Here is a 21847-nt window from a genome sequence, read left to right on the forward strand (position 1 = left end):
CGGGGCGGGTCAGGCCTTCGTCCACTCGTTCGTCGGCCGGGTGCCGGGCGGGGCGAACACGAGGCTCACGTTGTGGCCGCCGAAGCCGAAGGAGTTGGACAGCGCATGGGTCACCGGCGCCGTGCGGGGTGCGCGCAGGTGGTCCAGGTCGCAGGCCGGGTCGGGCTCGTCGAGGTTGTGCGTCGGCGGCAGCACGCCGCGGCGCAGGGCCTCCACCGTCACCGCCGCCTCGGCCACCCCGGAGGCGCCGAGCATGTGCCCGGTGACGCCCTTGGTGGAGCTGACCGGCGGGGTGTGCGGGCCGAACACGGCGCGGATGGCGAGGGACTCGGCGACGTCGCCGAGCTTCGTCGAGGTGCCGTGCGCGTTGACGTAGCCGATGTCGGCGGGGCCGAGCCCGGCGTCGGCGACGGCGCGGCGCATGCACTCGGCCGCGGCGGTGCCGTCGGGGCGCGGCGTCGTCGGGTGGTGCGCGTCGTTCGTCGCGCCCCAGCCGAGCAGGTCGGCGTGGCGGGCGGCGCGGCGGGCGTCGGCGTGCTCGGGGCGCTCCAGGATCATGACCCCGGCGCCCTCGCCCAGCACGAGGCCGTTGCGGCGCCGGTCGAACGGGCGGCTCGCCTCGGCCGGGTCGGCCCAGCCGCGGGCCAGGGCGCGGGCGTTGCCGAAGGTGTCGGCCAGCGTCGGGAACAGCGGGGCCTCGCTGCAGCCGCAGACGACGACGTCGGCCTCGCCGGCGCGCAGCAGCCGCAGGCCCTCGCCGATGGACTGGGCGCCGGCGGCGCACGCGGTGCCGACCGAGGAGCTGAAACCCATGAGGCCGTAGCGCATCGCCACCCGGGCCGCGCCCATGTTCGGCAGCATTCCGGGCAGCAGGTACGGGCTCACCCCGGCCCGGCCGCGCCGGTCGCGCTGCACGGCCTGCGCGTCGAGGGTCGCCAGGCCCCCGGTGCCGGAGAGGATGACGGCCACCCGGTAGGGGTCGACGTCACGCCCGGCGACGATCCCGGCGTCGGCGAGCGCGGCCTCGGCGGCGGCGAGGGCCATCACGATGTACCGGTCGACGAGCCGCGCGTCCGGGCCGGGCAGCACCGAGCGCGGGTCGATCGCGGGGCCGAACGCGGCCACGTCCACGGAGCCGGCCAGCGGATGGTCCTGCGGCGGGCGGGACAGCCCCGAACGGCCCTCGCACATCGCGTCGAAGACCTCGGCGGCCGTAGCGCCGACGGGCGTGACGAGTCCGATGCCGGTGACGGCGGCGTGGCGCGCGCTCATGGTGTTCCTTCCGAGAGCAGCACTGCGGTGGCGGGGTCCGCGGTGACGTCGATGAGCAGCACCCGTCGGGCGTCCTCGTCGGCCAGCAGGCCCCGGGCCGAATCGAGCGCCGATGCGGTGTCGCACAGGCAGCTCACCGGGCCGGTCAGCCCCCACCTGGCGGCGATGTGGCCGAGCACGGCGTTGGGGACCGACTGGAAGAAGAACAGCGGCCCGATCCGGGTGCCGGCGTCGACCGCCTTGGCCACGTGCTCGGCGCTGGCGATGTCGCCCTCGTCGCTCACCAGCATCACCGCGGTCTGCGGCTCCGGGCCGGGGGCCGCCTCCAGGCAACGCCCGGCGACGGCGGCGACGAGCGGGTTGAAGTCCGAGTGCACGAACCCGGCCAGCTTCGGCGGCCCCACGTCGCGGGGCCACTCGGCCGACGCGAGGACGGTGAGTGTCGAGCCACTCATGCTGCGCCCACCAGCAGCGCGGTGTTGGCGCCGCCGAAGGCGGCATTCAGACTGAGCGCGTAGGCCGGGGAGGCCGGGCGCGGTGCCCCGAGCACCAGATCGAGCGCGCACTGCTCGTCGCGCTCCAGGTAGCCCGCGTTGACCGGCAGCAGCCCGCCGCGCAGCGCGTGCAGGGTCACCGCGAGCTCGAGCACGCCGGAGGCCTCCAGCGCCTGCCCGTGCAGCGCCTTGGTCGACGACACCGGCACCGTCGCGGCGTGCTCGCCCAGGGCGGCGCGCAGCGCGAGGGTCTCCGCGGCGTCGCTCTGCGCGGTGCCGGAGCCGTGCGCGTTGACGTAGCCGACCTCGCCGGGCTCGGCCCCGGCCCGGCGCAGGGCGCCCGCGACGGCCCGGGCGAGCCCGCGGCCCCGCGGATGCGGCTGGCACGGGTGGTGCGCGTCCCCGGCGCGGCCCCAGCCGGCCAGGCGGGCGAGGGGCTCGATGCCGCGTTCGCCGGCCGCCGCCGCGGACTCCAGCACCACGGCGCCGGCCCCGTCGCCGAGCAGCAGGCCGCGGCGGCCGGCACTGAACGGGCGGACCTGCCCGTCGGCGGCGAACGCGCGGCCGGCGTCGAAGAGGGCGTACTGGTCGGGCTCGACCAGGTACCCGCCGGCGACCACGACCCGGTCCGCCTCGCCGCGCGCGATGATCCCGGCGGCGTCCGCGATCGCGGTGCTCGCCGCGACGCACGCGGAGGTGTAGGCGCGCGACGGGCCGAGCCCGGTGTTGCGCGCGAGGCCGTCGGCGAACGCGCTGCCGCCGTGGCGGGGCCGCTGCGCCGGGGCCGAGCGGGCCAGCCGCGGGTCGCCGTGCACCGCCAGGAACAGCGGCGCGGCGGCCCGCTCGGCGGTGCCCAGCTTCGCCTCGTCGCAGGCCTCGTCGAGCAGCCACCACAGCTCGTCGTCGAGGTCGGGGTCGCCCGGCAGCGTGGCCGCGACGCCGACCCGGCGCCCGGCGACGTCGAAGCGGGTGACGGGCGCGAACGCCGCCCGGCCGGCGTCCAGGCCGGCGGCGAGCGCGCCCATGCCCCGGCCGAACGCGCTGAGCACGGCCAGGCCGGTGATCAGCACGTCCGTCTCGCCCTTGCTGGTCACGACGTCACCGGGCGCCCGTCTCGGCCCGCACCTGCGCCAGGACCGCGACGGCACCGTCCACGGTGGACATGCGGGCCAGCTCCTCGTCGGAGAGCTCCAGCACGGTGCCGTAGTGCTGCTCGAGCTGGTGGAGCAGCCAGGCCAGCTCGAGGGAGTCGATCCCTTCCGCGACGTCCTCGCGGCGCCGGTCGCCGTAGGTGGCCAGCATCGCGACGACCTCGTCGCGCGACGGTGCCGAAGGTGCCACCGTCAGCTGCCCGCGGCCGCGGGGGCCCGGCGCTCGGCGACGGCGGCGATGAACTCGCCGACGGTCATGCTCGCGAGCTTCTCGGCCTCGTCGTCGTCGAAGCGCACGCCGAAGCGGTCCTCGACGCGCACCGCGAGCTCGGCGAGCGACAGCGACTCGAGGTCGGCGCCGGCCGGGCCGAGCGCGGTGTCGTCGTCGACGTCGTCGGTGCTGTAGTGCATCTCGGTCAGCGAGTCCAGCAGGAACTGCCGGATCTCGGTGGCGGTGTCGTCGCTCATGCCTCGGTGTTTCCTTCCTTCATGGACGCCGCGACCAGCAGGGCGCGGTCGCGGACGAGCTTGCCGGTGGCCGTGCGGGGCAGCTGCTGCACGATCCGCAGCACCCGCGGGCGCTTGAAGGCGGCGAGGCGCCGGGCGAGCTCGGCCTGGACCTGCTCGGCGGTGGCGTCCTCGCGCAGCATCACGTACGCCTCGATGGCCTGGTCGTGGGTGACGACGGCGGAGTCGACGCCGGGCAGCGCGGCGAGGGTGTGCTCCACCTCGGTGAGGTCGACCTTCAGCCCGCCGACGGAGACCTGCGAGTCGTTGCGGCCCTGGACGCGCAGCCGCCCGGTGGCGGGGTCCACGGTGCCGGCGTCGCGGGTGCGCAGCCAGCCGTCGGCCCAGCGGGCCGGGTCGGACAGGCCCAGGTACGGCGACTCGGCCAGCGACACGAGCAGCTCGCCGTGCTCCTCCCGCACCCGCAGGCCGGGCGCCGGGGTCAGGGCCGGGCGGTGCTCGCCGAAGAGGTCGGTGGCGATGACGCCGACCTCGGTCATGCCGTACATGTTGCCGAGGCGGATGCCGAAGCGGTCCGTGAACGTGTCGTGCACGCCGGCCCGCACGAGCTCGCCGCCGGTGGTCATCCCGGTGAGCTGGGGCAGGCGCGGCGGCGTCGGGCCGACCGACAGCAGCTCGATGTGGAAGGGCACGCCCAGCAGCGTGGTGGGCTCGGGGCCGGCGGCGACCGCGGCGAGGATGCCGTCCGCGGTCATCCGGGCCGGCACGACCACCTGGGCGCCGGCGTGCAGCCCGTGGAGCAGGCCGCCGACGAGGCCGAGCACGTGGACCATCGAGGCCAGGCACACGATGCGCTCGCCGGGCTGGGGCACGCCGGCCCCGATGGCCACGTAGCGCTCCAGCTCCTCGACGAGGCCGGCGGCGGTGCGCGCGATGACCTTCGACGGCCCGGTCGAGCCGGAGCTGAGCTGGACCAGCGCGTGCGGGGTCTCGGACGGGCGGCCCGGGTAGGTGGCGACGCGCTCCTGCACGTCCTGGAAGCCGCGCAGCGGGCCGCCGGTGGCGTGCTCGGCGGACACGACCGCCTGCGGGGCCAGCCGCTGCAGGGCGGCGTCGATCTCGAACGGCGTGAGCCGGTGGTCCAGCAGGGCCGCCCGCGCGCCCAGGCGCCAGCAGGCGAGCAGGTTCGCGACGAAGGCGAGCGACGGGGCGAGACAGATCGCCACCGAGTCGCCGGGGCCGCTCGCGCCGATGCCGGCCGCGGCCAGCACCGCCTGGCGCTGCTCGACGAGCCGGCGCAGCCCGGCGCGGGTCACCGGGGCGTCGAGGACCAGGGCGGGGGCGGCATCGGGACGGCCGGGCCCGCCGGCCAGCAGCACGTCGTCGACCCAGCTCGGGTCCAGGGCCGGTGCGCTCACCGCGGCACCCCCTTCTGCTCGTTGCGGCACGACGCATCGGCGGCCGGGGGCACCACGGCGCCGGACATGCCGGCGCAGCGGTGCGCCGGGGCCGCTCGGGCACACCGCGCGCAGGGTTGAGCCGCTGACCGGGCCGGCCCGCATTGGCCGCCGATCAGCGTGCGCATCCCGGGATGAACACACTGCGAAGAGATCGAGGGAAAGTGGCGCCTGACGTCCGTCGTCGTTGTCCGAACGCAGGTGCCCGCCGCATTGCGCAATGAATGGGCACCTCGACTGGGGATAGACCTTACGCAATCGAAGTCGTTTGACAAGAGTGGGCAGCCTGAGCATGTGACGGGGATGTCCGATCTGTCACACCACCTCCCGGGAAAACTCGTTTGGATCGTTACGATCGGCATTCTTGCAACGGTGCTGGTCAGTGCGGGTGCCCGTCACCTGTGCCGGTCGGATATTCGGACAATCGCCCCCATGTGCGTCCGCTTCGGGTCGAGCCGAGGTGTTTCACCATTGCATGCGGACCCGAACGCGCGTTCATTCCGGCCGTTGCGGATATATGGCCTGGGCAGGTATCTCGGCGGACCGCATACGTGCCTTTGTGGAAGTTCCACGGCAAACTCCTGATCATTGACAAGCGCCATCGCGGCGTTCATACAATGGCCGGGCTCGCCCACCATTGGGGTTCAGCGCGTACTTTCCCGGTACAGTATTTCGGAGAATTGCGACTGTGAAAGCCGATACCGGTTCCGCATACCCGTCCGCGCCCGCCGGACCGGGGCTCAACGCCGCGGTCGAGCGCTATTACGACACCACCCTCGACCTGTACGAGGACCTGTGGGGCGAGCACGTGCACCACGGCTTCTGGGACGCGGGCGAGCGTCCCGGCAGCGACGACGAGCGCCACGCCGCCACCGACCGGCTGGTGCGCGAGCTGGTGGCCTACGCCGGCATCCCGGCCGGCGCCCGGGTGCTCGACGTGGGCTGCGGCATCGGCGGCCCGGCGCTGTACCTCGCCGGCCCGCACGGCTGCACGGTCGAGGGCGTGACGCTCAGCGCCGCGCAGGCCGCCCGGGCCAACGAGAAGGCGGCCGCCGCCGGGCTCGGCGACCGGGCCCGCTTCCACCAGCGCGACGCGCTCGACAACGGCTTCCCGGACGCGTCCTTCGACGCGCTGTGGGCCGTGGAGAGCCTCATGCACATCGCCGACCGCGTGGCCTTCTTCGCCGAGGCGATGCGGCTGCTGCGCCCGGGCGGGATCCTCGCCATCGCCACCTGGTCGGTGCGCGACGGGGAGCTCGACGCCGAGGAGCACCGCGTCGTCGAGCAGATCCTGCGTCACCAGGTGATGCCGAGCTTCTCGTCGCTGCAGGAGCACGAGCGGCTCGCCACCGCGGCCGGGTTCACCGGCGTGTCCAGTGTGGACTGGAGCGCGAACGTCGCCAACTCCTGGGAGCCGGCCTTCGCCCAGGTGCGGGAGCTGGGCAACGGCCGGGCGATGATGCGCGACCTGGCCCGCGACCGGGGCGTGGACGTGCTCGGCTTCTTCTACGCCGGCCCGCTGATGCTCAAGGGCTTCAGCACCGGCGCGATGACCTACGGCGCCGTGCGGGCGACGAAGCCGGCCGGGGACTGACCGTGTCCACGCCGACGCAGCTCGCGGTCACGCACCTGCTGCGGGAGGTCACCGGGGAGGACGCCGCGTGGGCGGCCGCGATCGGCCCCGCGACGCGGCTCGACGGGGACCTGTTCCTGGACAGCCTCGAGCTGGCCGCGCTCGGGCACGGCCTCGCGGCCCGGTTCGGGCCGGCCGTCGACCTGGCCGGGTTCGTCGCCGGGCTCGACCTCGACGCGCTGCTGCGCCTGAGCGTCGCCGACGTCGCGTCCTATGTGGACAGCACCCGCGGTACGACATGAAGCTCCTGTTCCTGTCCCTGCCCCTGACCGGGCACGTCAACCCGATGGCGGCGGTCGCGGCCGTGCTGACCCGGCGCGGCCACGAGGTGCTGTGGGCCGGCTCGGAGTCGTTCCTGCGGCCGCTGCTCGGCGAGGCCGCGCACATCCACCCGATCCCGCTGCGCGCCCACCGCGGCCAGGCCGAGCGCGGCCTCGACGCGACCCGCTCGCGCTGGGAGGGCTACATCGTCCCGCACGCGAAGAGCACCCGGAAGGGCGTCGACGCGGCGATCGAGGCGTTCCGGCCGGACCTGCTCGTCGTCGACCAGCACGCGATCGCCGGGGCCGTCGCCGCGCACGCGCACGGCCTGCCCTGGGTCTGCGTCGCACCGACCACCATGGAGCTGACCCGGCCCTTCCGCCGCGGCCTGCCCCGGGTCGAGGAGTGGATCCTCGGGCAGCTCGCCGCGGCCTGGACCGCCGCCGGGCGGCCCGGCGAACCACCGCACGACCTGCGCTTCTCGCCGCACGGCACGATCGCCTTCACCGCGGGCGCCCTGGCCGGGGAGCCGGTCGCCGGGGTGCGGCTCGTCGGCCCGGCCCTGGCCGGACGCGCGCCGGACCCCGGCTTCCCGTTCGACTGGCTCGACCCCGGGCGCAGGCACGTGCTCGTCACCATGGGCACCCTGTCGATGGACCTGGCCAAGGACTTCTACCGCCGCGTCGCCGAGGCCCTCGCGCCGCTCGGCGACCGGCTCCAGGCCATCGTGGTCGCCCCCGACGGCACCCTCGACGGGCCCCCCGGCCACGTGCTCGTCCGCCGCCGCGTGCCGGTGCTCGACCTCCTGCCGCACCTGCACGCCGTCGTCGCCCACGGCGGCCTCAACACGGTCTGCGAGGCGCTGGTGCACGGCGTCCCGCTCGTCATCGCGCCGATCAAGGGCGATCAGGCGCTCAACGCCGAGGCGGTGCAGGCGGCCGGCGCCGGCGTGCGGGTCTCCTTCGACCACATCCGGCCCGAGGCGCTGCGCGGGCACCTGCTGCGGCTGCTCGACGACCCGGCCTTCGCCGCGGCCGCGCGGGCGGAGGGCGACCGGCTGCTCGCCGGCGGGGGAGCCGAGGCGGCGGCCGACATCCTGCAGGCACTGGCTCCGGCACACCACAACGATTGAGGCGATCCCCGTGAAAGTACTGCGCGACACCTGGCTCATCCTCCAGCGCAACATGCTGCTCATGCTCCGCTCCCCGCTGTGGGTCGTCCTCGGCATCGCGCAGCCGGTGGTGTACCTCATCCTGTTCGCCCCGCTGCTCAAGCCGGCCCTGGACGCCCCCACGATGCTCGACGCCTACCGCGTCTACGTGCCCGGCATGCTGGTCGCGCTGGCCATCGGCGGCGGCCTCTACGTCGGCTTCGGGCTGCTCGGCGACCTCGCCAACGGCAGCATCGAGCGGGCCCGGGTGACCTCCGTCAGCCGGGTCGCGCTGCTGCTCGGCCGCGCCCTGCGCGACGTGGTGACGGTCCTCGTCCAGGCGGTCATCATCACCGTGCTGTCGCTGCCGTTCGGGCTCATCCTCAACGTCGGCCACATCCTGCTCGGCTACGCGATCCTGGCCCTGATCAGCCTCGCGGCCGCCGCGATCTCCTACGGCATCGCCATCAAGGTGAACAACGCCAACGTGCTCGGCCAGGTCATCAACAACGTCGCCCAGCCGCTGATGCTGCTGTCCGGCACGCTGCTGCCGCTGACGCTCGCGCCGCTGTGGCTCAGGACGGTCGCCGACTACAACCCGTTCAACTGGGCCGTCACCGGGATGCGCAAGCTCTACGCGGGCTACCCCGGCGACGTGCACGTCTGGGGCTCCATCGTCTTCTGCGGCGCGGTCGTCGTCGTCGCCATCGTGTGGTCGTCGAGCCTCTTCGCGCGCTCGGTCAAGTAGCCCGCCTCGGTTCTCTCGGGAGATTGTCATGATCAAGACCAAGGGGCTCAAGAAGTCCTACAAGACCAGGGCGAAGCGCCAGACCACCGAGGTCGAGGCGGTCAAGGGGATCGACCTCGACGTCGCCGAGGGCGAGATCTTCGGCTTCCTCGGCCCGAACGGCGCCGGCAAGACCACGACCCTGCGGGTGCTGGCCACGCTCCTGCCGCTCGACGACGGCGAGGCCACCATCGCCGGCGCGAACCTGCGCACCGAGCAGGCCGCCGTCCGCCGTGCGATCGGCTTCGTGGCGCAGGGCGGCAGCACCTCCGACGACGTCACCGCGCGGGAGGAGCTGATCCTGCAGGCGCGGATGTACGGCATGAGCCGCGCCACCGCCGTCACGCGCGCCGCCGAGGTCATCGAGTCCTTCGAGCTGACCGACTTCGCCGACCGCAAGTGCGGGACCTACTCGGGCGGCCAGCGCCGCCGGCTCGACATCGCGCTCGGCGTCATCCACCGCCCGCAGGTGCTCTTCCTCGACGAGCCGACCACCGGCCTCGACCCGCAGAGCCGCGCCCACATGTGGGACGAGGTGCGCCGCCTGCGCGAGGAGGGCATGACGGTCTTCATCACCACGCACTACCTCGACGAGGCCGACGCCCTCTGCGACCGCATCGCCATCATCGACCACGGCGAGGTCGTGGCCGAGGGCACGCCGGACGCGCTCAAGCGGGAGATCTCCGGCGACGTGGTGACCGTCGGCGTCGGCGACGCCGTCGAGGAGGCGGCGGCGCTGCTCAAGGCCCAGGCGTTCGCCCGGGACGTGGAGGTCCGCGACGACGGCGAGCTGCGGCTGACCGTCGAGTCCGGCGACACGGCGATCCCGCAGATCATGCGGGCGCTCGAGGGTGGCGGGGTCTCGCTGGCCACGATCGAGCTGCACCGCCCGACCCTCGACGACGTGTTCCTCACCAAGACCGGCCGCTCGCTGCGCGACTGAGCCGCGACCGGCCAGGACGTGCTCGCCGGACACGCAGACGGGCGGCCCGCGCTGGGGCCGCCCGTCATCCGTGTCCGAACACGGCGAGGTCCGCCGCTCGAGGGAGCGCGGCGATCCGGTGGTGATGCGGCTTTCCGGCCGGCGGCCGGTCCGAACCGCGCTCGGCTCGAGGCCTCACGCGCCCGGCTGCCGGGCCGTTCCCTTCGAGCATCGTCCCGCCGCCGGGACGGTGTCAACCAAAGCTTTTTCAGTTAACTGTCGTGTCCGGAGTCCACAGTGGACAGCCGGATCGACTGGGGGTGGTGGAAGACGTCCTGCGGGTCGTACGCCGCCTTGACCGCCTGCAGGCGCGGGTAGTTGGCGCCGTAGTACGCCGCCGGCCAGTCCCGCAGATCCCGGTCGGCGTAGTTCTGGTACACCTCGCCCGTCAGGTGCGGCCGCAGCGCCTCGTGGAAGTCGTCGATCCACGCGACGTTCGCGTCCGTCTCCTCGTCACCGGGCCACTGCGCGATCACCGAGACATAGTGCAGGGCGCCACGGTGCACGAACGCGGTCGCGTCGGCCGGGACCCGGGCGATCGCACCACCCGCGAGCAGGTCGAACCGCACCATGGAGAACCCGGACGGCGCGCGCCGGAACCCCTCGACCAGCACGTCGAAGGCGTCCTCGTCGAAGCCGTCCTCCCGGAAGTACCCGCCGAGCCACTTCGACTGCAGGCCGTACACGATCTCCTCGCCCATGACCGTCATCATGTCGAGGTAGCCGGTCTCGCCGATCGAGCTGAACAGCGGCTCCCCGAGCGCGCGCACGGGGGCGAACGCGGCCTCGGCCTCGGCGGGCGGCCCGACGTACATGCCGTACAGCCCGACGACGGGCTCGCCGTCCGGGTACGGCTCGGTGGTGAGCAGCAGGCAGAGCGCGAGCCGGTCGTCGGCGCGGTCCTTGTAGAGGTCGCGGTAGGCGGCGAAGACGTCCCTGGCCCGCTCGAACGGCCACGCGATCATGCCGCCGACGACGGTCTTGGGCAGCGGGTTGAGCCGGTACGTCAGGCTCGTCACGACCCCGAACCCGGCCCCGCCGGCGCCTCGCAACGCCCAGAACAGGTCGGCGTGCTCGTGCTCGTTCACGGTCAGCCGCTCGCCGTCGGCGTTGACGAGCTCGACCTCCACGAGGTGGTCGCAGCCGAGCCCGTACGTGCGGCCGAGCGGCCCGTACCCGCCGCCGAGGCTGTAGCCGGCGTTGCTGACCGTGGGGCACTCGCCGCCGGGCCCGGCGAGCCCGTACTCGAGGCCGTCCTCGCCGGTCTCGCTGTAGCCCGCGTAGGTGACCCGGTCGATCTCACGCCACCCGACGCCCGGCCCGACCTTGACGGTCCGGGCCGCGGCGTCGAACTCGATCTGCCCCATCCCGCCGACGTCGACGACGACGCCACCCTCCACAAGGGACAACCCGGCGGCGTGGTGCCCGCCGCCGCGGACGGCGAGCGGCAGCTTCTGCTCGCGCGCGTACCTGATGGCCGCGCCGACGTCCTCGGCGCTGGTGCAGCGCGCGATGAGCGCCGGCCGGGTGCGCACGCGGGTGTTGAAGAGCACTCGGGCGCCCTCGTACGCGGGGTCGTAGGGGGTGATGAGCTCGCCGTGGAAGTTCGCCAGGGGGGTCAGGTCCAACCGCACCGGCCGATCTTGTCACCGCAGCCACGCTTCGTCCACCGTTCTCGATCACTTCGGTGACGGCGCTCCCCGTTCCCGACATCCCCGCGAAGCCCAACAATCACCGAAATATCCCCCCAATGTCGTGCGCCCGCCCAGCCCGCCGCCAGCCGCGTACCGTGTCAGGCATGTCGATCGACCTCGTGCGCGACCAGGTGGCCGGCGCCGGCCTCGGCGAGGTCCGCACCGTCGAGCGCGCCGCGGGCGGGTTCGCGGCCGAGGCGGCCCTCGTACGCCTCCGGTCCGGGCGGGAGGTCTTCGCCAAGACGCTGGCCGAGCCGCCGGGCGAGGACGTCTTCGAAGTCGAGGCCGAAGGGCTCGCGGCCCTGCGCGCGGCCGGACTGGCCACCCCGGACGTCCTGGCTGTCGGTCGCGGCGTGCTGGTGCTCAGCCGCCTGCTGCCGCGGCGCGACGAGGCAGGGGCATGGGAGCGGCTCGCGCACGACCTGGCCCGTCTGCACGCGGTGACGTCGCCGCGCTTCGGCTGGCATCGCGATGGCTGGCTGGGCACCCATCGGCAGGTCAACACCTGGGAGGACGACGGCCACATCTTCTTCGCGCGCCACCGGCTGCTGCGGTGGCTGCCGAACCCGAGGCTTCGCGGCAAGCTCGGCGGGCCCGACCGCCGGGCGCTCGAGCGGCTGTGCGATCGGCTGCCCGAACTCCTGCCCGAGCGCCCGGCGAGCCTCACGCACGGCGACTTCTGGGCGCAGAACATCATGACCACCGAGGACGGGTTGCCTGCGGTTGTCGACCCCGCCGTGTCATGGACCTGGGCGGAGGTGGACCTGAGCCACCTGTGGTGCTCGCCGCACCCACCGGCCGCCGAGCGCTTGTTCGCCGTCTACGCGGACGTCACCGGCCTCGACGGCGGCTGGCGGGAGCGCATGCCACTGCTGCACCTGCGTCAGATGCTCGCGCTCGTCGCCATGTTCGACGACGACTGGGGCTCGACGGACGCGGTCCGCGGGCTGCTGGCGCCGTTCCGCGACCGGTGACCGCCCGAGCCCGGCCGGTGTGGCCCGACCCGATCGGGGGACGACACGGCGGGTCCGGCCGCCGGTCACGGGGCGGTCACGGGGCGGTCGCGGCCGGTGGTTGCGGATCCCCGGTGGCCGCCGCGAACTCGCCCACCAGCCGCCGCAGCCGAGTCACCACGGGCCGGTCGCCGAGCTTGCGTTCGAGCACGCCGAGCACCTCGCGGTAGTTCCACAGCAGCTCCCCGGCCGTGCGGGCGCTCCGCTCGAACAGCGCCGGCCCGAACCGGTGCAGATCGTCCACAAGGGACTGCAGGCTGCACACCTTGTCGGCCGCGATGACGAGCAGCGACTCGGCCCCGGCCTCCGAGCTCATGCGGCCGAGGTGCTCGCGCTTGCGCTCCCGCCAGGTGAGGGCGCGCCGCTCGTCGGCGTCGGCGTCGGTGCAGTCGTGCACGATGCGGTACACCTCGTCGCCGAACGCCGCCCGCAGCGCGCCGCGGCCCGTGGGCTGGTCCTCGAGCACGTCGTGCAGGAGGGCGCCGATCGCGGCCGTCTCGCCGCCGCCCTCCTCCAGCACGATCGCGCACGTGGCGAGCAGGTGTGAGACGTAGGGGGTGCCGGTGTTGTGCCGCACCTGGGAACCGTGGCGGCGTGCGGCGTAGGTGAGTGCCTCCTCGAACCTCGGTGACAGCAACCCGGTGCCCCCTCGGGGCGAGAGGAGGAATCGATCGCGCGGTGCACCACCCCCGCGCGGCGGCTCCCATTTTTCAGGCTGAGTTTAGCCGACGCGTCCTAATCGATCTCGTATTCGATCACCACTTGGTCACCACCGGTAACAGGGTCGTGGCGTAGAGACCAGCAGCGGCGGTCAGGAGAGCATGGCGGCTATGTCCTCGAGCTGGCGCACCACCTCGGCCCGGCTCAGGCGGCGGCCCAGCTGCACGCCACCCCGAGGGGGCGGCTCGTCCTGCCGGTAGTACACATGGGACTCCCGCTTCTCCCGGGGACCGCGCAGCACCAGCGTCGCGCAGGCCTGCGTACGGTCCGTCACGGCCTGGTGCACGATCGTCGCCGTCGTCGAGTACTGGCCCCGCAGGGGAGCGCGCTCCACGGTCCGGAAGGGCTCCAGGCCGACATCGCCGGTGCGGGAGACGTAGGCGATCCGGCCGCCGAGGTAGGGCCGGTAGGTGAAGCGGCGCCACGAGGGCGCCGACCGCGTCTCGGCCAGCTCGATGAAGTGCTGGCGGCCGCCCAGCAGGATCGAGCGGAAGGGGAAGCGATGGTCGTGCGGGCGGGACACGTGCTCGCGCTCGGCCGGGTCGGCGGGCCAGTAGTGCAGGGTGAGGCGGCTGCCGTCGGGGTACTCGGCGGCGACGATCTTCGTGAAGCCGTTGACGTGGCGGTAGGGGCGCCCGGCGGGCTCCCGGCCGGCCCGGACCTCGGCGGTCAGCCGCTGCAGGAGCTCGCCCACGTCGAGGCGCGGGAGGAGCAACGTGTCACCCACGGCGCGTCCTTAGGTCGCGGTGAAGCTGATAGCTGAAGCGTGGCACAGATCGGACGCGCGAACGTGCACCGGCCCGGTTTCCAACCTCGAAGGGCTAGCGCTTCGTGAACCGTTCGGCCGCGTCGATCACGCGCTTGAGGGTGTCGCCCGTCGCCTCGCGCAGCAGTCTCGCCGGGGAGCGGCCCGCGATGCCCGCGGCGCCCACCTCGCGCAGCCAGCCCGCCGCCGCGCCGAGCCGGTTGGCCCGCGCGAAGGCGTCGGCCACCTCGACCGCGCCCTGGATGCGCGCGCCGAACTCCGACCAGCGCCGCCGGTCGCCCCGCCACCGGTGGAACTCGCTCACCGTGGCGGCGCCCGCGATGTACGCCGTCAGTTCTTCGCCCAGTAACGACACGCAGCGATCAATCCCGCTCGCCGACAGGACCCCCACCGTCATGCCACAAACGCTACCCGCACAACGCGAGGTCAGCGACCCTACGAACGCAATAACCGGACATGTACGAAAAATCCGATATGTCGCGGCGCGAAGCGCCCGACATATCGGCAGCGAAGCGCCCGGCAGAGGCCAGGAGGGCTACCCGAGATAGAAGGAGGACACGTCCGCGGCGAGCAGGTCCAGCACCGGCACCCCGGCGTCCAAGGCCGCCGCGAACGCCGACCAGGAGTCGAGGTGGTAGCCCCCCGCCTCCGGGAACGACGCCCCGGTCAGATACCGCGGCAGGAGGAACGCGTTCTGCACGAGCCAGTGCACGTACCCGCCCTCCGAGCCCCACCCCGGCAACCCCCGCGTCGAGGACAGGTACGCGCGCAGCTCCTCCGGCGACGCCCACCGGACCATGCGCGACTCGTTCGTCAGGTGCTTGATGTAGGGGTTGTAGAGCAGCGTCCCGCCGAGGCCGAAGTGCTCGCGGAACTGCTCCCACAGCAGGCGCTCGTCCGAGCCCGCATACGCCATCACCTCCGCCGCCGGCTCGGTCTCCAGCAGGTGGTGCAGGTAGGACCAGGTGGTCAGCGGCGTCAGCAGACGGTTCGCGTCCTTGCTCAGCAGCGTCTGCACGATCGCCCCGGCGTTGCGCTCCAGGTCGTGCAGGGCCAGGTGCGGCACGACCTTGATGGCGGCCAGCACGCTGTAGAGCGACGGGTTGCGCTCGCCGTAGAAGATCCGGGCCACCGACCACGGGTCCGTCGGGCGCTCCAGCGACACGGCCGCCGTGGCCACGTAGTCCTGCAGCGACGCCACCTCCGGGGCCGCGTCCGGGTCGACGCGGCGCATCCAGCGGGTGAGGTCGGCGGAGAACTCGGCGCTGAGCGCCTCCCGGCCGGTGACGCCGAAGTCGTCGAGGCACACGACCACGCGCACCCCGCGGGCGCTCAGCGCCGCGGCGGTCAGCGCCTGCACGGCGTTGATGAGCGACGCCCGGGCCCGCAGCCGGACCGGCCAGAAGAGCAGCCTGGGGCGCTGCGGCTCGGCCGCCCAGTCCACGCCCCAGCCGTAGCGCCGTTCGAGCTGGCGCAGCAGGGGCAGTACGGCTTCCGGGACGGTGTTGCCGGGCTGCGAGAACAGCTCGCGCTCCCACTCGAGGTGGCGCACCCGGCGGCGGGGGTCGGCGCGGGGACCGGCCGGGGGCACCTCGAGCCGGTCCGCCAGGCCGGTGAACAGGTCGTCGCCGTGGATGTCGGTGAAGAACTCGACCAGCCCGGCGAGGCGGTCGGGCAGCAGCAGCGGAGCCGCGTCGTGCAGCGCCCACAGCACCCGGACCGGCCGCGACGCCGCCACGGCCCGCAGGGCGCCGGTGACGACGTCGTCCCAGCCGCTGTACCCCACGACGAGCACGACATCGCCCGTGACCAGCTCCGCGAGGGCCCGCGAGTGGGCCTGTGACGCGGTGGCGTCCGGCGCCGGGTCGTGCAGCAGCGGCGAGCGCGTCTCCTCGCTGACCGGCCGCCAGAAGCCGTTGAGGTGGAACACCTGCACGGCGCCCTCGCCCTCGGGGCGGCGGTCCGGCCGGCCGTCGGGCGCGACCGGGACGCTGAGCGCCTGCCGGCCCGTCTGGCGGACCGCGACCTCGAAGAGCGGGTCGAAGTTCGTGGTGAGGATGCTGTTGCCGAACTCGTCGGGCCGCCCGGCCAGCAGCCGCCCGACCGCCCGGACCCCGGCCGGCAGCTCCCACCAGTCCAGGCTGTTCTCGACCCGCTCGCCGAGGCGCAGGTCGACGCGCTGCCAGATGCCGTGCGTGGCCAGCGGCGAGGAGTTGAGATCGGGCGCCCGGTAGCCCGCGAGCACGGCCTGCTGGGCGACGACGTCGAACTCGCCGGGGGAGCGGCGGGCGGTGAAGACGCGGCGGTACGCGAGGTAGAGCTCGATCGGCAGGGCGTGCGGGTCCAGCCCCTCGCGCGCCTGCCGCAGCGCCTGCGTGAGCTCGCCGTCGTCGCCGAGCCCGGCCGCGTACCGGTCCGCCAGCTCGACGAGGTCGCCGAGCCCGGGCACGACCGGCATCGTCATCCCCGCGCCGAGGATGAGCGTCACCGTCCCGCCGTGGCGGATCGCGGACACGATCTCGTCGATCAGCCTCAGTTCCATGCTTCGTCTCCCGGGCTCTACTCGCCCGCGGCCCGGGCGTGCAGGGTCGTCCACAGGTCCCGCGGCCGGCTCGACAGCGCCTCGCGCACGTCGGCGTCGCTGAGCAGCAGCAGGCCCCCGTCGATGTCGGCCTCCAGCTGGTCGGGGCCCCAGCCGAGGTAGCCGGAGAACAGCCGCAGCCCGGCGATCACCGGCGCGAGCGGCTGCGGGTCGGCGGACAGGGCGATCACGCCGAGCCGGTCCTTCACCGGCCGCCACCGCAGCGGCGGCTCGACGTCGGGCCGCAGCCGGGCGACCGCGATGAACCCCTCGTACCGGCTCAGCGGCCCCGCGTCGAAGAGCACCGCCGGCGTGGTCAGCAGCCGCCGCCAGCCCGGCGGGATGTCGGCCGGCAGCGGGTCGGTGGTGGGCCGGTTGATCCGCACGCCGACGGCGCCGCGCCCCCGGTCGTGGCGCAGGATCAGTACCGCGGCCTGGCGCAGGTCACGGTCCTCGACGGCGGCGGTGGCGACCACGATCCGCCCGACGAGGTCGCGGTGGTGGCGGGCCGCGTTGTGCACCAGCGCGAGCTCGTCGCCGGCCGAGCGCAGCTCCGGCAGCTCGAAGCCGCGCTCGCGCAGCCGCAGGGTCACCTCGCGCCAGACGGTCCGCACGTCGAGCACCGCGGGCCGGTCGGGCAGGCCGCCGCGCAGCACCCGCAGCAGCTCGCCGGTGAACGCGGTGTACGGCTCGCCGGGCGGGGCCTGGGCGGTGCGGTTGCGCGGGGCCGAGACGAGCAGGCAGGTGTCGTCGGTGCCGGCCTGGTCCGCGACCGCCTGGCTGCCGGACTCCCCGGCGGCCAGGTGCCCCGCGGCCCGCCCGGCGTAGCAGCAGTCCAGGATCACCAGGCGGCGGCGGGCCCGGCTGCCGGCCACCGCGCGGCGGATCAGCTCGAAGGGCAGACCGGCCTCGTACGGTACGGCGGGATCGGTCTCGCGCAGCCCCAGCACGAGCGAGCCGTCGATCGGGTCGACCAGCCCGTGCCCGGCGAAGTAGACGACCAGCATCCCCTCGGGGGCCGTCTCCTCCGCCGCGCGGCGCAGCACCCGGGACACCTCCCGGGCGTCGTCGGGGTCGTGCAGCACCGTGCAGTGCTCGGGCGCCAGCCCCCAGAGCTCGGGGTCCTGCAGCACCCCGGCGAGCCCGTTGAGATTCCTCGTGATCGCCGGTACCTCGGGCAGCGCCGCGTACCGCGCCCCGCCGACGAGCACGGCCCGCGACGCGCGCGGGTCAGCCAGTTCCGCCACGGTGCCGCCCGGCTCAGCCGTCGAGCGCCCGCGCCGCGGCGGCGACGGCCGACGGGTCGGAGGACTCGATGCGCACCGACCGCCCGTCGGGGTCGGTGCGGGTGAGCACGACCGCGGGGGCCAGGGGCCGCGTCCGGCGCCAGGCCGACACCGCGAGCAGCAGCTGCCCGACCGACAGCCCGGTGCCGAGCACCAGGCTGATGATCTCGACGGCCCCGGAGAGCTCGCCGGGGCGCGTGGCCGTCGACAGCCCGATCTCGGACTGCACGATGCCGGACTCGCCGACCAGCCACCGCTGGAGGTTGAGCAACTCGTCGACGTCGGGCGTGGGGCCGTCCCCGAGGGGCTCGAGGTGGATCTGCAGCTGCACTGGTCAACCCGGGGTGAGAGGGATGCGGACTTCGAACCTTATCGAACCCGCGCATCCCCTGTCACCCGGTGCTGACGTGGTGCTCGCCCGGGGCGTCACCCGAACAGGGCCTCGGCCGCCTTGCGCACCTTGCGGCGGGCCTTGGGCACGTCGCGCAGCGCGAGCCGGCCGTGCTCGTCGGCGCGCGCGTGCAGCAGCCCGTAGGTGAACGCGTTCTCGCCGGCGGCGTACGCGCTGATGCCGTACTGCCGCAGCAGTTCCCCGGTCACCAGGGCATCCTGGTGCGCGCCGAGCGCGTCCTGCAGGGCGGTGACCCGGCCGGCGAGGCGCGTGGCGGCCTTGCCGGCGACGGGGGCGACGAGCTCGGCGGCGTAGCGGGCTCGCTTGTAGGCCTTGCGCGCCTCGTGCCGCCGCTCGTCGACGGCCGCGGTGTCCAGGCCGGTGTCCGGGCCGGCGTCCGCGGCGGCCAGGCGGGCGTCGGCGCGGCGCAGGGCCTTGCGCGCGCGGCGCAGCAGCCGGCGGCGGGGCACCCGCTCGGGCCGGACGCTGCGCAGCACCAGCGCGTCGATCGCGTCGAGCAGGTCGGTGTACCGCCGGCTGTCCAGCCCGGCCACGAGCGCCCGGCGGGCCTCGGCGGCCCGCGCGGCGAGCAGGGACGTGATGCGCGCCGCGACCGGGCCGAGCACGAGCTGCGGCGGCTCGGCGTGCACGAGCCCGGCCAGGCGCTCGCGCATCACGTCGCAGTCGCGGACCTCGCCGAGCAGGCCGGTGACCCACTTGATCTCGTCGTGCAGCCGGTCCAGCGCGGCCCGGTCGTGCGAGCCGTCGGTGAGCAGCGGGCCGAACGAGCGCAGGGTGGAGCGCAGGCGCCGGGTGGCCACGCGCATCTTGTGCACCGCCTCGGCGTCGCCCTCGCGCACGTGCGGGTCCTGCGCGACGAGCGCGTCGCGCTGGGCGGCGAGGTAGGCGGTGAGCGCCCGGCGGGACCTGGAGCCGCCCTTGCGGACGCCGGCCGGCTGGGGGTAGTCGGGGCCGAGGGCCTGGGCGAGCTTCGACGGGCTGGTCGCCGGGCGCGCGCCGGCCCGGCGCAGGGCGGCGTCGAGGCGGTCGAGGGCCTCGGGGTCGCCGTCGACGAGCTCGATCTCCAGCTCGTGCCATTCGCGGGCGCCGCCGCCGTCGCGCAGCGACTCGGTGCTGACCCGGTCGTCGGCGAGCAGGGCGACGGTGCTGCCGTCGGCGGCCTTCAGCGCCCGCTCGACGCGGTGGGTGCGGATGCGGGCGACGGGGGCGAGGCCGGCCCCGCGCGTGAGCGCGCGGACCTGGTCGGTGACGGCCCGCGGCGGGGACTCCTGCCGGTTGTCCGCGGGCAGCTGCAGCTCGCTGCGCTCGCCGCCGGCGGGGCGCTTCAGATGCCAGCCGGCGTCGTTGCCGCCGGTGCGCCTGCGCAGCGTGACCCGGCCCCGGGCCAGATGCAGCCCGGCGGTGTCGTAGTACACGGCGTCGAGGCGCTGGTCGTCGGGCTCGCCCACGGCGGTGACCCCGCCGACTCCGGTGAGGTCGGGCAGGGTGAACGCATCCGGCAGCTCGTACTTACGTTCAATTTCCAGCTTTCCGGCCATGTCACCCATTGTCGCAGCGAACGCGGCACGTCGCGAACACGAACGTGCGATGTGAGGCCCCCGCCGCGCCCCGGCCGGTGCCCCGGCGAGCGTGGAACGACCGGCGCGGCCGTAATCTGGCTGCGTGGGGGTCGTCGCTCAGCGGATTCGCTTCGCGTTGCGGCTGCTGCGCGACTGGCGCCTGACCGTCGCGTGGGGCAAGTCGCTGCTGCGCTCCGGCGTGACGAGCTTCGCCGTGCTCGCCGTCGTGTTCTGGGCGCTGCCCGGCGTGACGGCCAGCGGCGGCCCGGTGGCCCTCGTCGAGCTGACCGTGCTGCTCGCGGTCATCGGCACCCTCATGCGGCTGGTCCTGCTGGGCGTGGCGGTGCTCGTCGGCGGCGTCGGGGTGCTGGCCGTCGGCGTGATCATCCAGGCCGTGGTGATGTTCACCGCGCTGCACCTGGCCAAGGGGGTCAGCGTCGGCTCGTTCGCCGACGCCTGGATCGCCTCGTGGCTCGCCGCCGTGCTCACCGCGCTCGTGAACTGGCTCGCCGACGCCGGCAGCGAGGACGTCTTCCTCGGCCAGGCGCTGCGGCAGATGGCCCGCCGGCACCGGGGCACCCCGGCGACCGAGCCGGGCGTGCTCATCGTGCAGCTCGACGGGCTCTCGGCGCCGCTGCTGTCGTGGGCGGTGAAGGCCGGCAACCTGCCCAACCTCGGGCAGTGGCTGCGCACGGGCACGCACGCGATGCGAGCCTGGCACACCGGCCTGCCGGCGACCACCCCGGCGAGCCAGGCCGGGATCCTGCACGGGGACTTCGCGCAGATCCCGGCGTTCCGGTGGTACGAGAAGGACGGCGCCCGGCTCGTGGTGACCAACCGGCCCCGCGACGCCGCCGACGTCGAGGCCCGCATCTCCACCGGCCGCGGCCTGCTCGCCGACGGCGGTGTGAGCATCAGCAACGTGTTCACCGGCGACGCCCCGACGAGCCTGCTGACGTTCAGCAACGCGTCCCTGCCGGGCCGGTCGGCGCGCGGCTACCTGGCCTTCGTGGCCAGCCCCTACGGCTTCGCGCGGGCGCTGGTGCTCTCCGTGGGCGAGATGCTCAAGGAGATCCAGCAGGCCCGGCGGCAGCGGTTTCGCAACGTGTACCCGCGGGTGCCGCGCACGGCCGCCTACGTGGCCCTGCGCGCGGTCACCAACGTGCTGCTGCGCGATCTCAACGTCTCGCTGATCGCCGAGCAGATGAGCCGGGGCGCCCCGGTGATCTACTGCGACTTCGTCGACTACGACGAGGTCGCGCACCACGCCGGGCCGCTGCGCCCGGAGGCCCTGCAGACCCTGGAGGGGCTCGACCGGGTGCTCGGCACGCTGCACAAGCTCGCCCGGGTCGCCGGTCGCGACTACCGCATCGTCGTGCTCTCCGACCACGGGCAGAGCCAGGGCGCGACCTTCAGCCAGCGCCACGGCGTGACGCTCGAGCGGCTCGTCGCCGACCTGGCGGGCAACGGCTGCGAGCCGGCCACGTCCGGACCCGACGACGAGGACTGGGGCCGGGCCAACACCCTGCTCGCGGGCGTGTCGCACCAGACCCGCTCGTGCGGCCCCGTCACGCACCGCCCGCTCGGCGAGGTGATCACGATCGCGTCCGGGAACCTCGCCATGCTGTACCTCACCGCCGTCCCCGGCCGCGCCGGGCTCGACGCGATCGAGGAGCTGCGACCCGGCCTGGTCGACGGGCTCGCCAAGCACCCGGGCATCGGCCTCGTCGTCGCCGCGACCGCGCACGGCCCGGTGGCGATCGGCCCGGCCGGCCGGCACCACCTGCGCGACGGGCGGGTCGAGGGCGTCGACCCGCTGCTGCCCTACGGCCCGGCGGCCGCCGCCGACCTGCTGCGGCATCAGGGCATGGCCCACGTCGGCGACCTGGTCGTGGTGAGCCGCGTCGACCCGGGCACCGACGAGGTCGCCGCGTTCGAGGAGCTCGTCGGCTCGCACGGCGGCATCGGCGGCTGGCAGACCGAGGCGATCCTGGTGCACCCCGCCGAGTGGCCGATGCCCGCCGGGGAGCTGCTCGGGCCGGTCGCGGTGCACGAGCGGCTGGTCGCCTGGCTCGAGGAGCTGGGCCTGCGCGAGGAGGTGCCCGAGGCGCCCGCCGGCGAGCAGGATCTTCCCTTGTCCGCCAGAGTTCGAGGTGTTTAG

General features: G+C 74.3%; 21 protein-coding genes. 7 read left to right on the top strand and 14 right to left on the bottom strand.

The window, feature by feature from the left end:
• Positions 1-9: 9 nt before the first annotated feature.
• The 6 genes from ACQP2P_RS12370 to ACQP2P_RS12395 form a co-directional block, all read right to left on the bottom strand.
• Positions 10-1272 (bottom strand): beta-ketoacyl-[acyl-carrier-protein] synthase family protein, encoded by a 1263-nt coding sequence (locus ACQP2P_RS12370; protein ID WP_433615694.1) that lies wholly within the window; start codon positions 1270-1272, stop codon positions 10-12.
• Entirely contained in the window at positions 1269-1727 is a 459-nt protein-coding gene (locus ACQP2P_RS12375; protein ID WP_433615696.1) for a beta-ketoacyl synthase chain length factor, read from the bottom strand. The genes ACQP2P_RS12370 and ACQP2P_RS12375 overlap by 4 nt, the downstream gene beginning before the upstream one ends.
• The gene (locus tag ACQP2P_RS12380; protein WP_433619111.1) at positions 1724-2791 is read right to left on the bottom strand and encodes a beta-ketoacyl-[acyl-carrier-protein] synthase family protein; all 1068 of its coding nucleotides are present in this window, start codon (positions 2789-2791) and stop codon (positions 1724-1726) included. The genes ACQP2P_RS12375 and ACQP2P_RS12380 overlap by 4 nt, the downstream gene beginning before the upstream one ends.
• A gap of 73 nt (positions 2792-2864) precedes the next feature.
• Positions 2865-3107 carry a hypothetical protein gene (locus tag ACQP2P_RS12385; protein WP_433615697.1) on the bottom strand — a complete coding sequence of 81 codons (243 nt, stop codon included), beginning with the start codon at positions 3105-3107 and terminating at the stop codon, positions 2865-2867.
• A 2-nt stretch (positions 3108-3109) separates the two neighbouring features.
• Positions 3110-3385 carry an acyl carrier protein gene (locus tag ACQP2P_RS12390; protein ID WP_433615699.1) on the bottom strand — a complete coding sequence of 92 codons (276 nt, stop codon included), beginning with the start codon at positions 3383-3385 and terminating at the stop codon, positions 3110-3112.
• Positions 3382-4803 (bottom strand): class I adenylate-forming enzyme family protein, encoded by a 1422-nt coding sequence (locus ACQP2P_RS12395; protein WP_433615701.1) that lies wholly within the window; start codon positions 4801-4803, stop codon positions 3382-3384. The genes ACQP2P_RS12390 and ACQP2P_RS12395 overlap by 4 nt, the downstream gene beginning before the upstream one ends.
• A 727-nt stretch (positions 4804-5530) precedes the next feature.
• On the opposite strand from ACQP2P_RS12395, the gene ACQP2P_RS12400 reads away from it, so the two are divergent.
• The 5 genes from ACQP2P_RS12400 to ACQP2P_RS12420 are packed head-to-tail and all read left to right on the top strand — an operon-like array spanning position 5531 to position 9616.
• Positions 5531-6436 (top strand): methyltransferase domain-containing protein, encoded by a 906-nt coding sequence (locus ACQP2P_RS12400; protein WP_433615702.1) that lies wholly within the window; start codon positions 5531-5533, stop codon positions 6434-6436.
• A gap of 2 nt (positions 6437-6438) precedes the next feature.
• On the top strand, positions 6439-6717 hold the full coding sequence (locus ACQP2P_RS12405) for a hypothetical protein (protein WP_433086204.1): 279 nt from the start codon (positions 6439-6441) through the stop codon (positions 6715-6717).
• Positions 6714-7868 carry a glycosyltransferase gene (locus ACQP2P_RS12410; protein ID WP_433615703.1) on the top strand — a complete coding sequence of 385 codons (1155 nt, stop codon included), beginning with the start codon at positions 6714-6716 and terminating at the stop codon, positions 7866-7868. The genes ACQP2P_RS12405 and ACQP2P_RS12410 overlap by 4 nt, the downstream gene beginning before the upstream one ends.
• 10 nt (positions 7869-7878) lie before the next feature.
• Entirely contained in the window at positions 7879-8634 is a 756-nt protein-coding gene (locus tag ACQP2P_RS12415) for an ABC transporter permease (protein ID WP_433615704.1), read from the top strand.
• Between the two features lie 28 nt (positions 8635-8662).
• Positions 8663-9616 (top strand): ATP-binding cassette domain-containing protein, encoded by a 954-nt coding sequence (locus tag ACQP2P_RS12420; protein WP_433615705.1) that lies wholly within the window; start codon positions 8663-8665, stop codon positions 9614-9616.
• A 251-nt stretch (positions 9617-9867) separates the two neighbouring features.
• Here the strand turns inward: ACQP2P_RS12420 and ACQP2P_RS12425 are convergent, their stop codons facing one another.
• Positions 9868-11289, bottom strand: coding sequence for an FAD-binding oxidoreductase (locus ACQP2P_RS12425; RefSeq protein ID WP_433615706.1), 1422 nt, complete (start codon positions 11287-11289; stop codon positions 9868-9870).
• 164 nt (positions 11290-11453) lie between these two features.
• On the opposite strand from ACQP2P_RS12425, the gene ACQP2P_RS12430 reads away from it, so the two are divergent.
• Entirely contained in the window at positions 11454-12323 is an 870-nt protein-coding gene (locus tag ACQP2P_RS12430; RefSeq protein ID WP_433615707.1) for a fructosamine kinase family protein, read from the top strand.
• A 76-nt stretch (positions 12324-12399) separates the two neighbouring features.
• Here the strand turns inward: ACQP2P_RS12430 and ACQP2P_RS12435 are convergent, their stop codons facing one another.
• The 7 genes from ACQP2P_RS12435 to ACQP2P_RS12465 form a co-directional block, all read right to left on the bottom strand.
• Positions 12400-12999: an HD domain-containing protein gene (locus ACQP2P_RS12435; RefSeq protein WP_433615708.1), complete on the bottom strand. Its 600-nt coding sequence runs from the start codon at positions 12997-12999 to the stop codon at positions 12400-12402.
• A gap of 174 nt (positions 13000-13173) precedes the next feature.
• Positions 13174-13809 carry a hypothetical protein gene (locus tag ACQP2P_RS12440; RefSeq protein ID WP_433615709.1) on the bottom strand — a complete coding sequence of 212 codons (636 nt, stop codon included), beginning with the start codon at positions 13807-13809 and terminating at the stop codon, positions 13174-13176.
• Between the two features lie 94 nt (positions 13810-13903).
• Positions 13904-14245, bottom strand: a complete 342-nt coding sequence (locus tag ACQP2P_RS12445; RefSeq protein WP_433615710.1) for a hypothetical protein — start codon at positions 14243-14245, stop codon at positions 13904-13906.
• Positions 14246-14383: 138 nt separating this feature from the next.
• Positions 14384-16390, bottom strand: coding sequence for an SIR2 family protein (locus tag ACQP2P_RS12450; protein WP_433615711.1), 2007 nt, complete (start codon positions 16388-16390; stop codon positions 14384-14386).
• 17 nt (positions 16391-16407) lie between these two features.
• Positions 16408-17676: a YqgE/AlgH family protein gene (locus ACQP2P_RS12455; RefSeq protein WP_433615713.1), complete on the bottom strand. Its 1269-nt coding sequence runs from the start codon at positions 17674-17676 to the stop codon at positions 16408-16410.
• A gap of 13 nt (positions 17677-17689) precedes the next feature.
• Positions 17690-18046, bottom strand: a complete 357-nt coding sequence (locus tag ACQP2P_RS12460; RefSeq protein ID WP_433615714.1) for an effector-associated constant component EACC1 — start codon at positions 18044-18046, stop codon at positions 17690-17692.
• 95 nt (positions 18047-18141) lie between these two features.
• On the bottom strand, positions 18142-19665 hold the full coding sequence (locus tag ACQP2P_RS12465; RefSeq protein WP_433615715.1) for a CHAD domain-containing protein: 1524 nt from the start codon (positions 19663-19665) through the stop codon (positions 18142-18144).
• Positions 19666-19789: 124 nt separating this feature from the next.
• Between ACQP2P_RS12465 and ACQP2P_RS12470 the strand changes: the two genes are divergently transcribed.
• Positions 19790-21847, top strand: a complete 2058-nt coding sequence (locus ACQP2P_RS12470) for an alkaline phosphatase family protein (RefSeq protein WP_433615717.1) — start codon at positions 19790-19792, stop codon at positions 21845-21847.

The sequence above is a fragment of the Dactylosporangium sp. CA-139114 genome (assembly GCF_050955725.1).
GTDB lineage: Bacteria > Actinomycetota > Actinomycetes > Mycobacteriales > Micromonosporaceae > Dactylosporangium.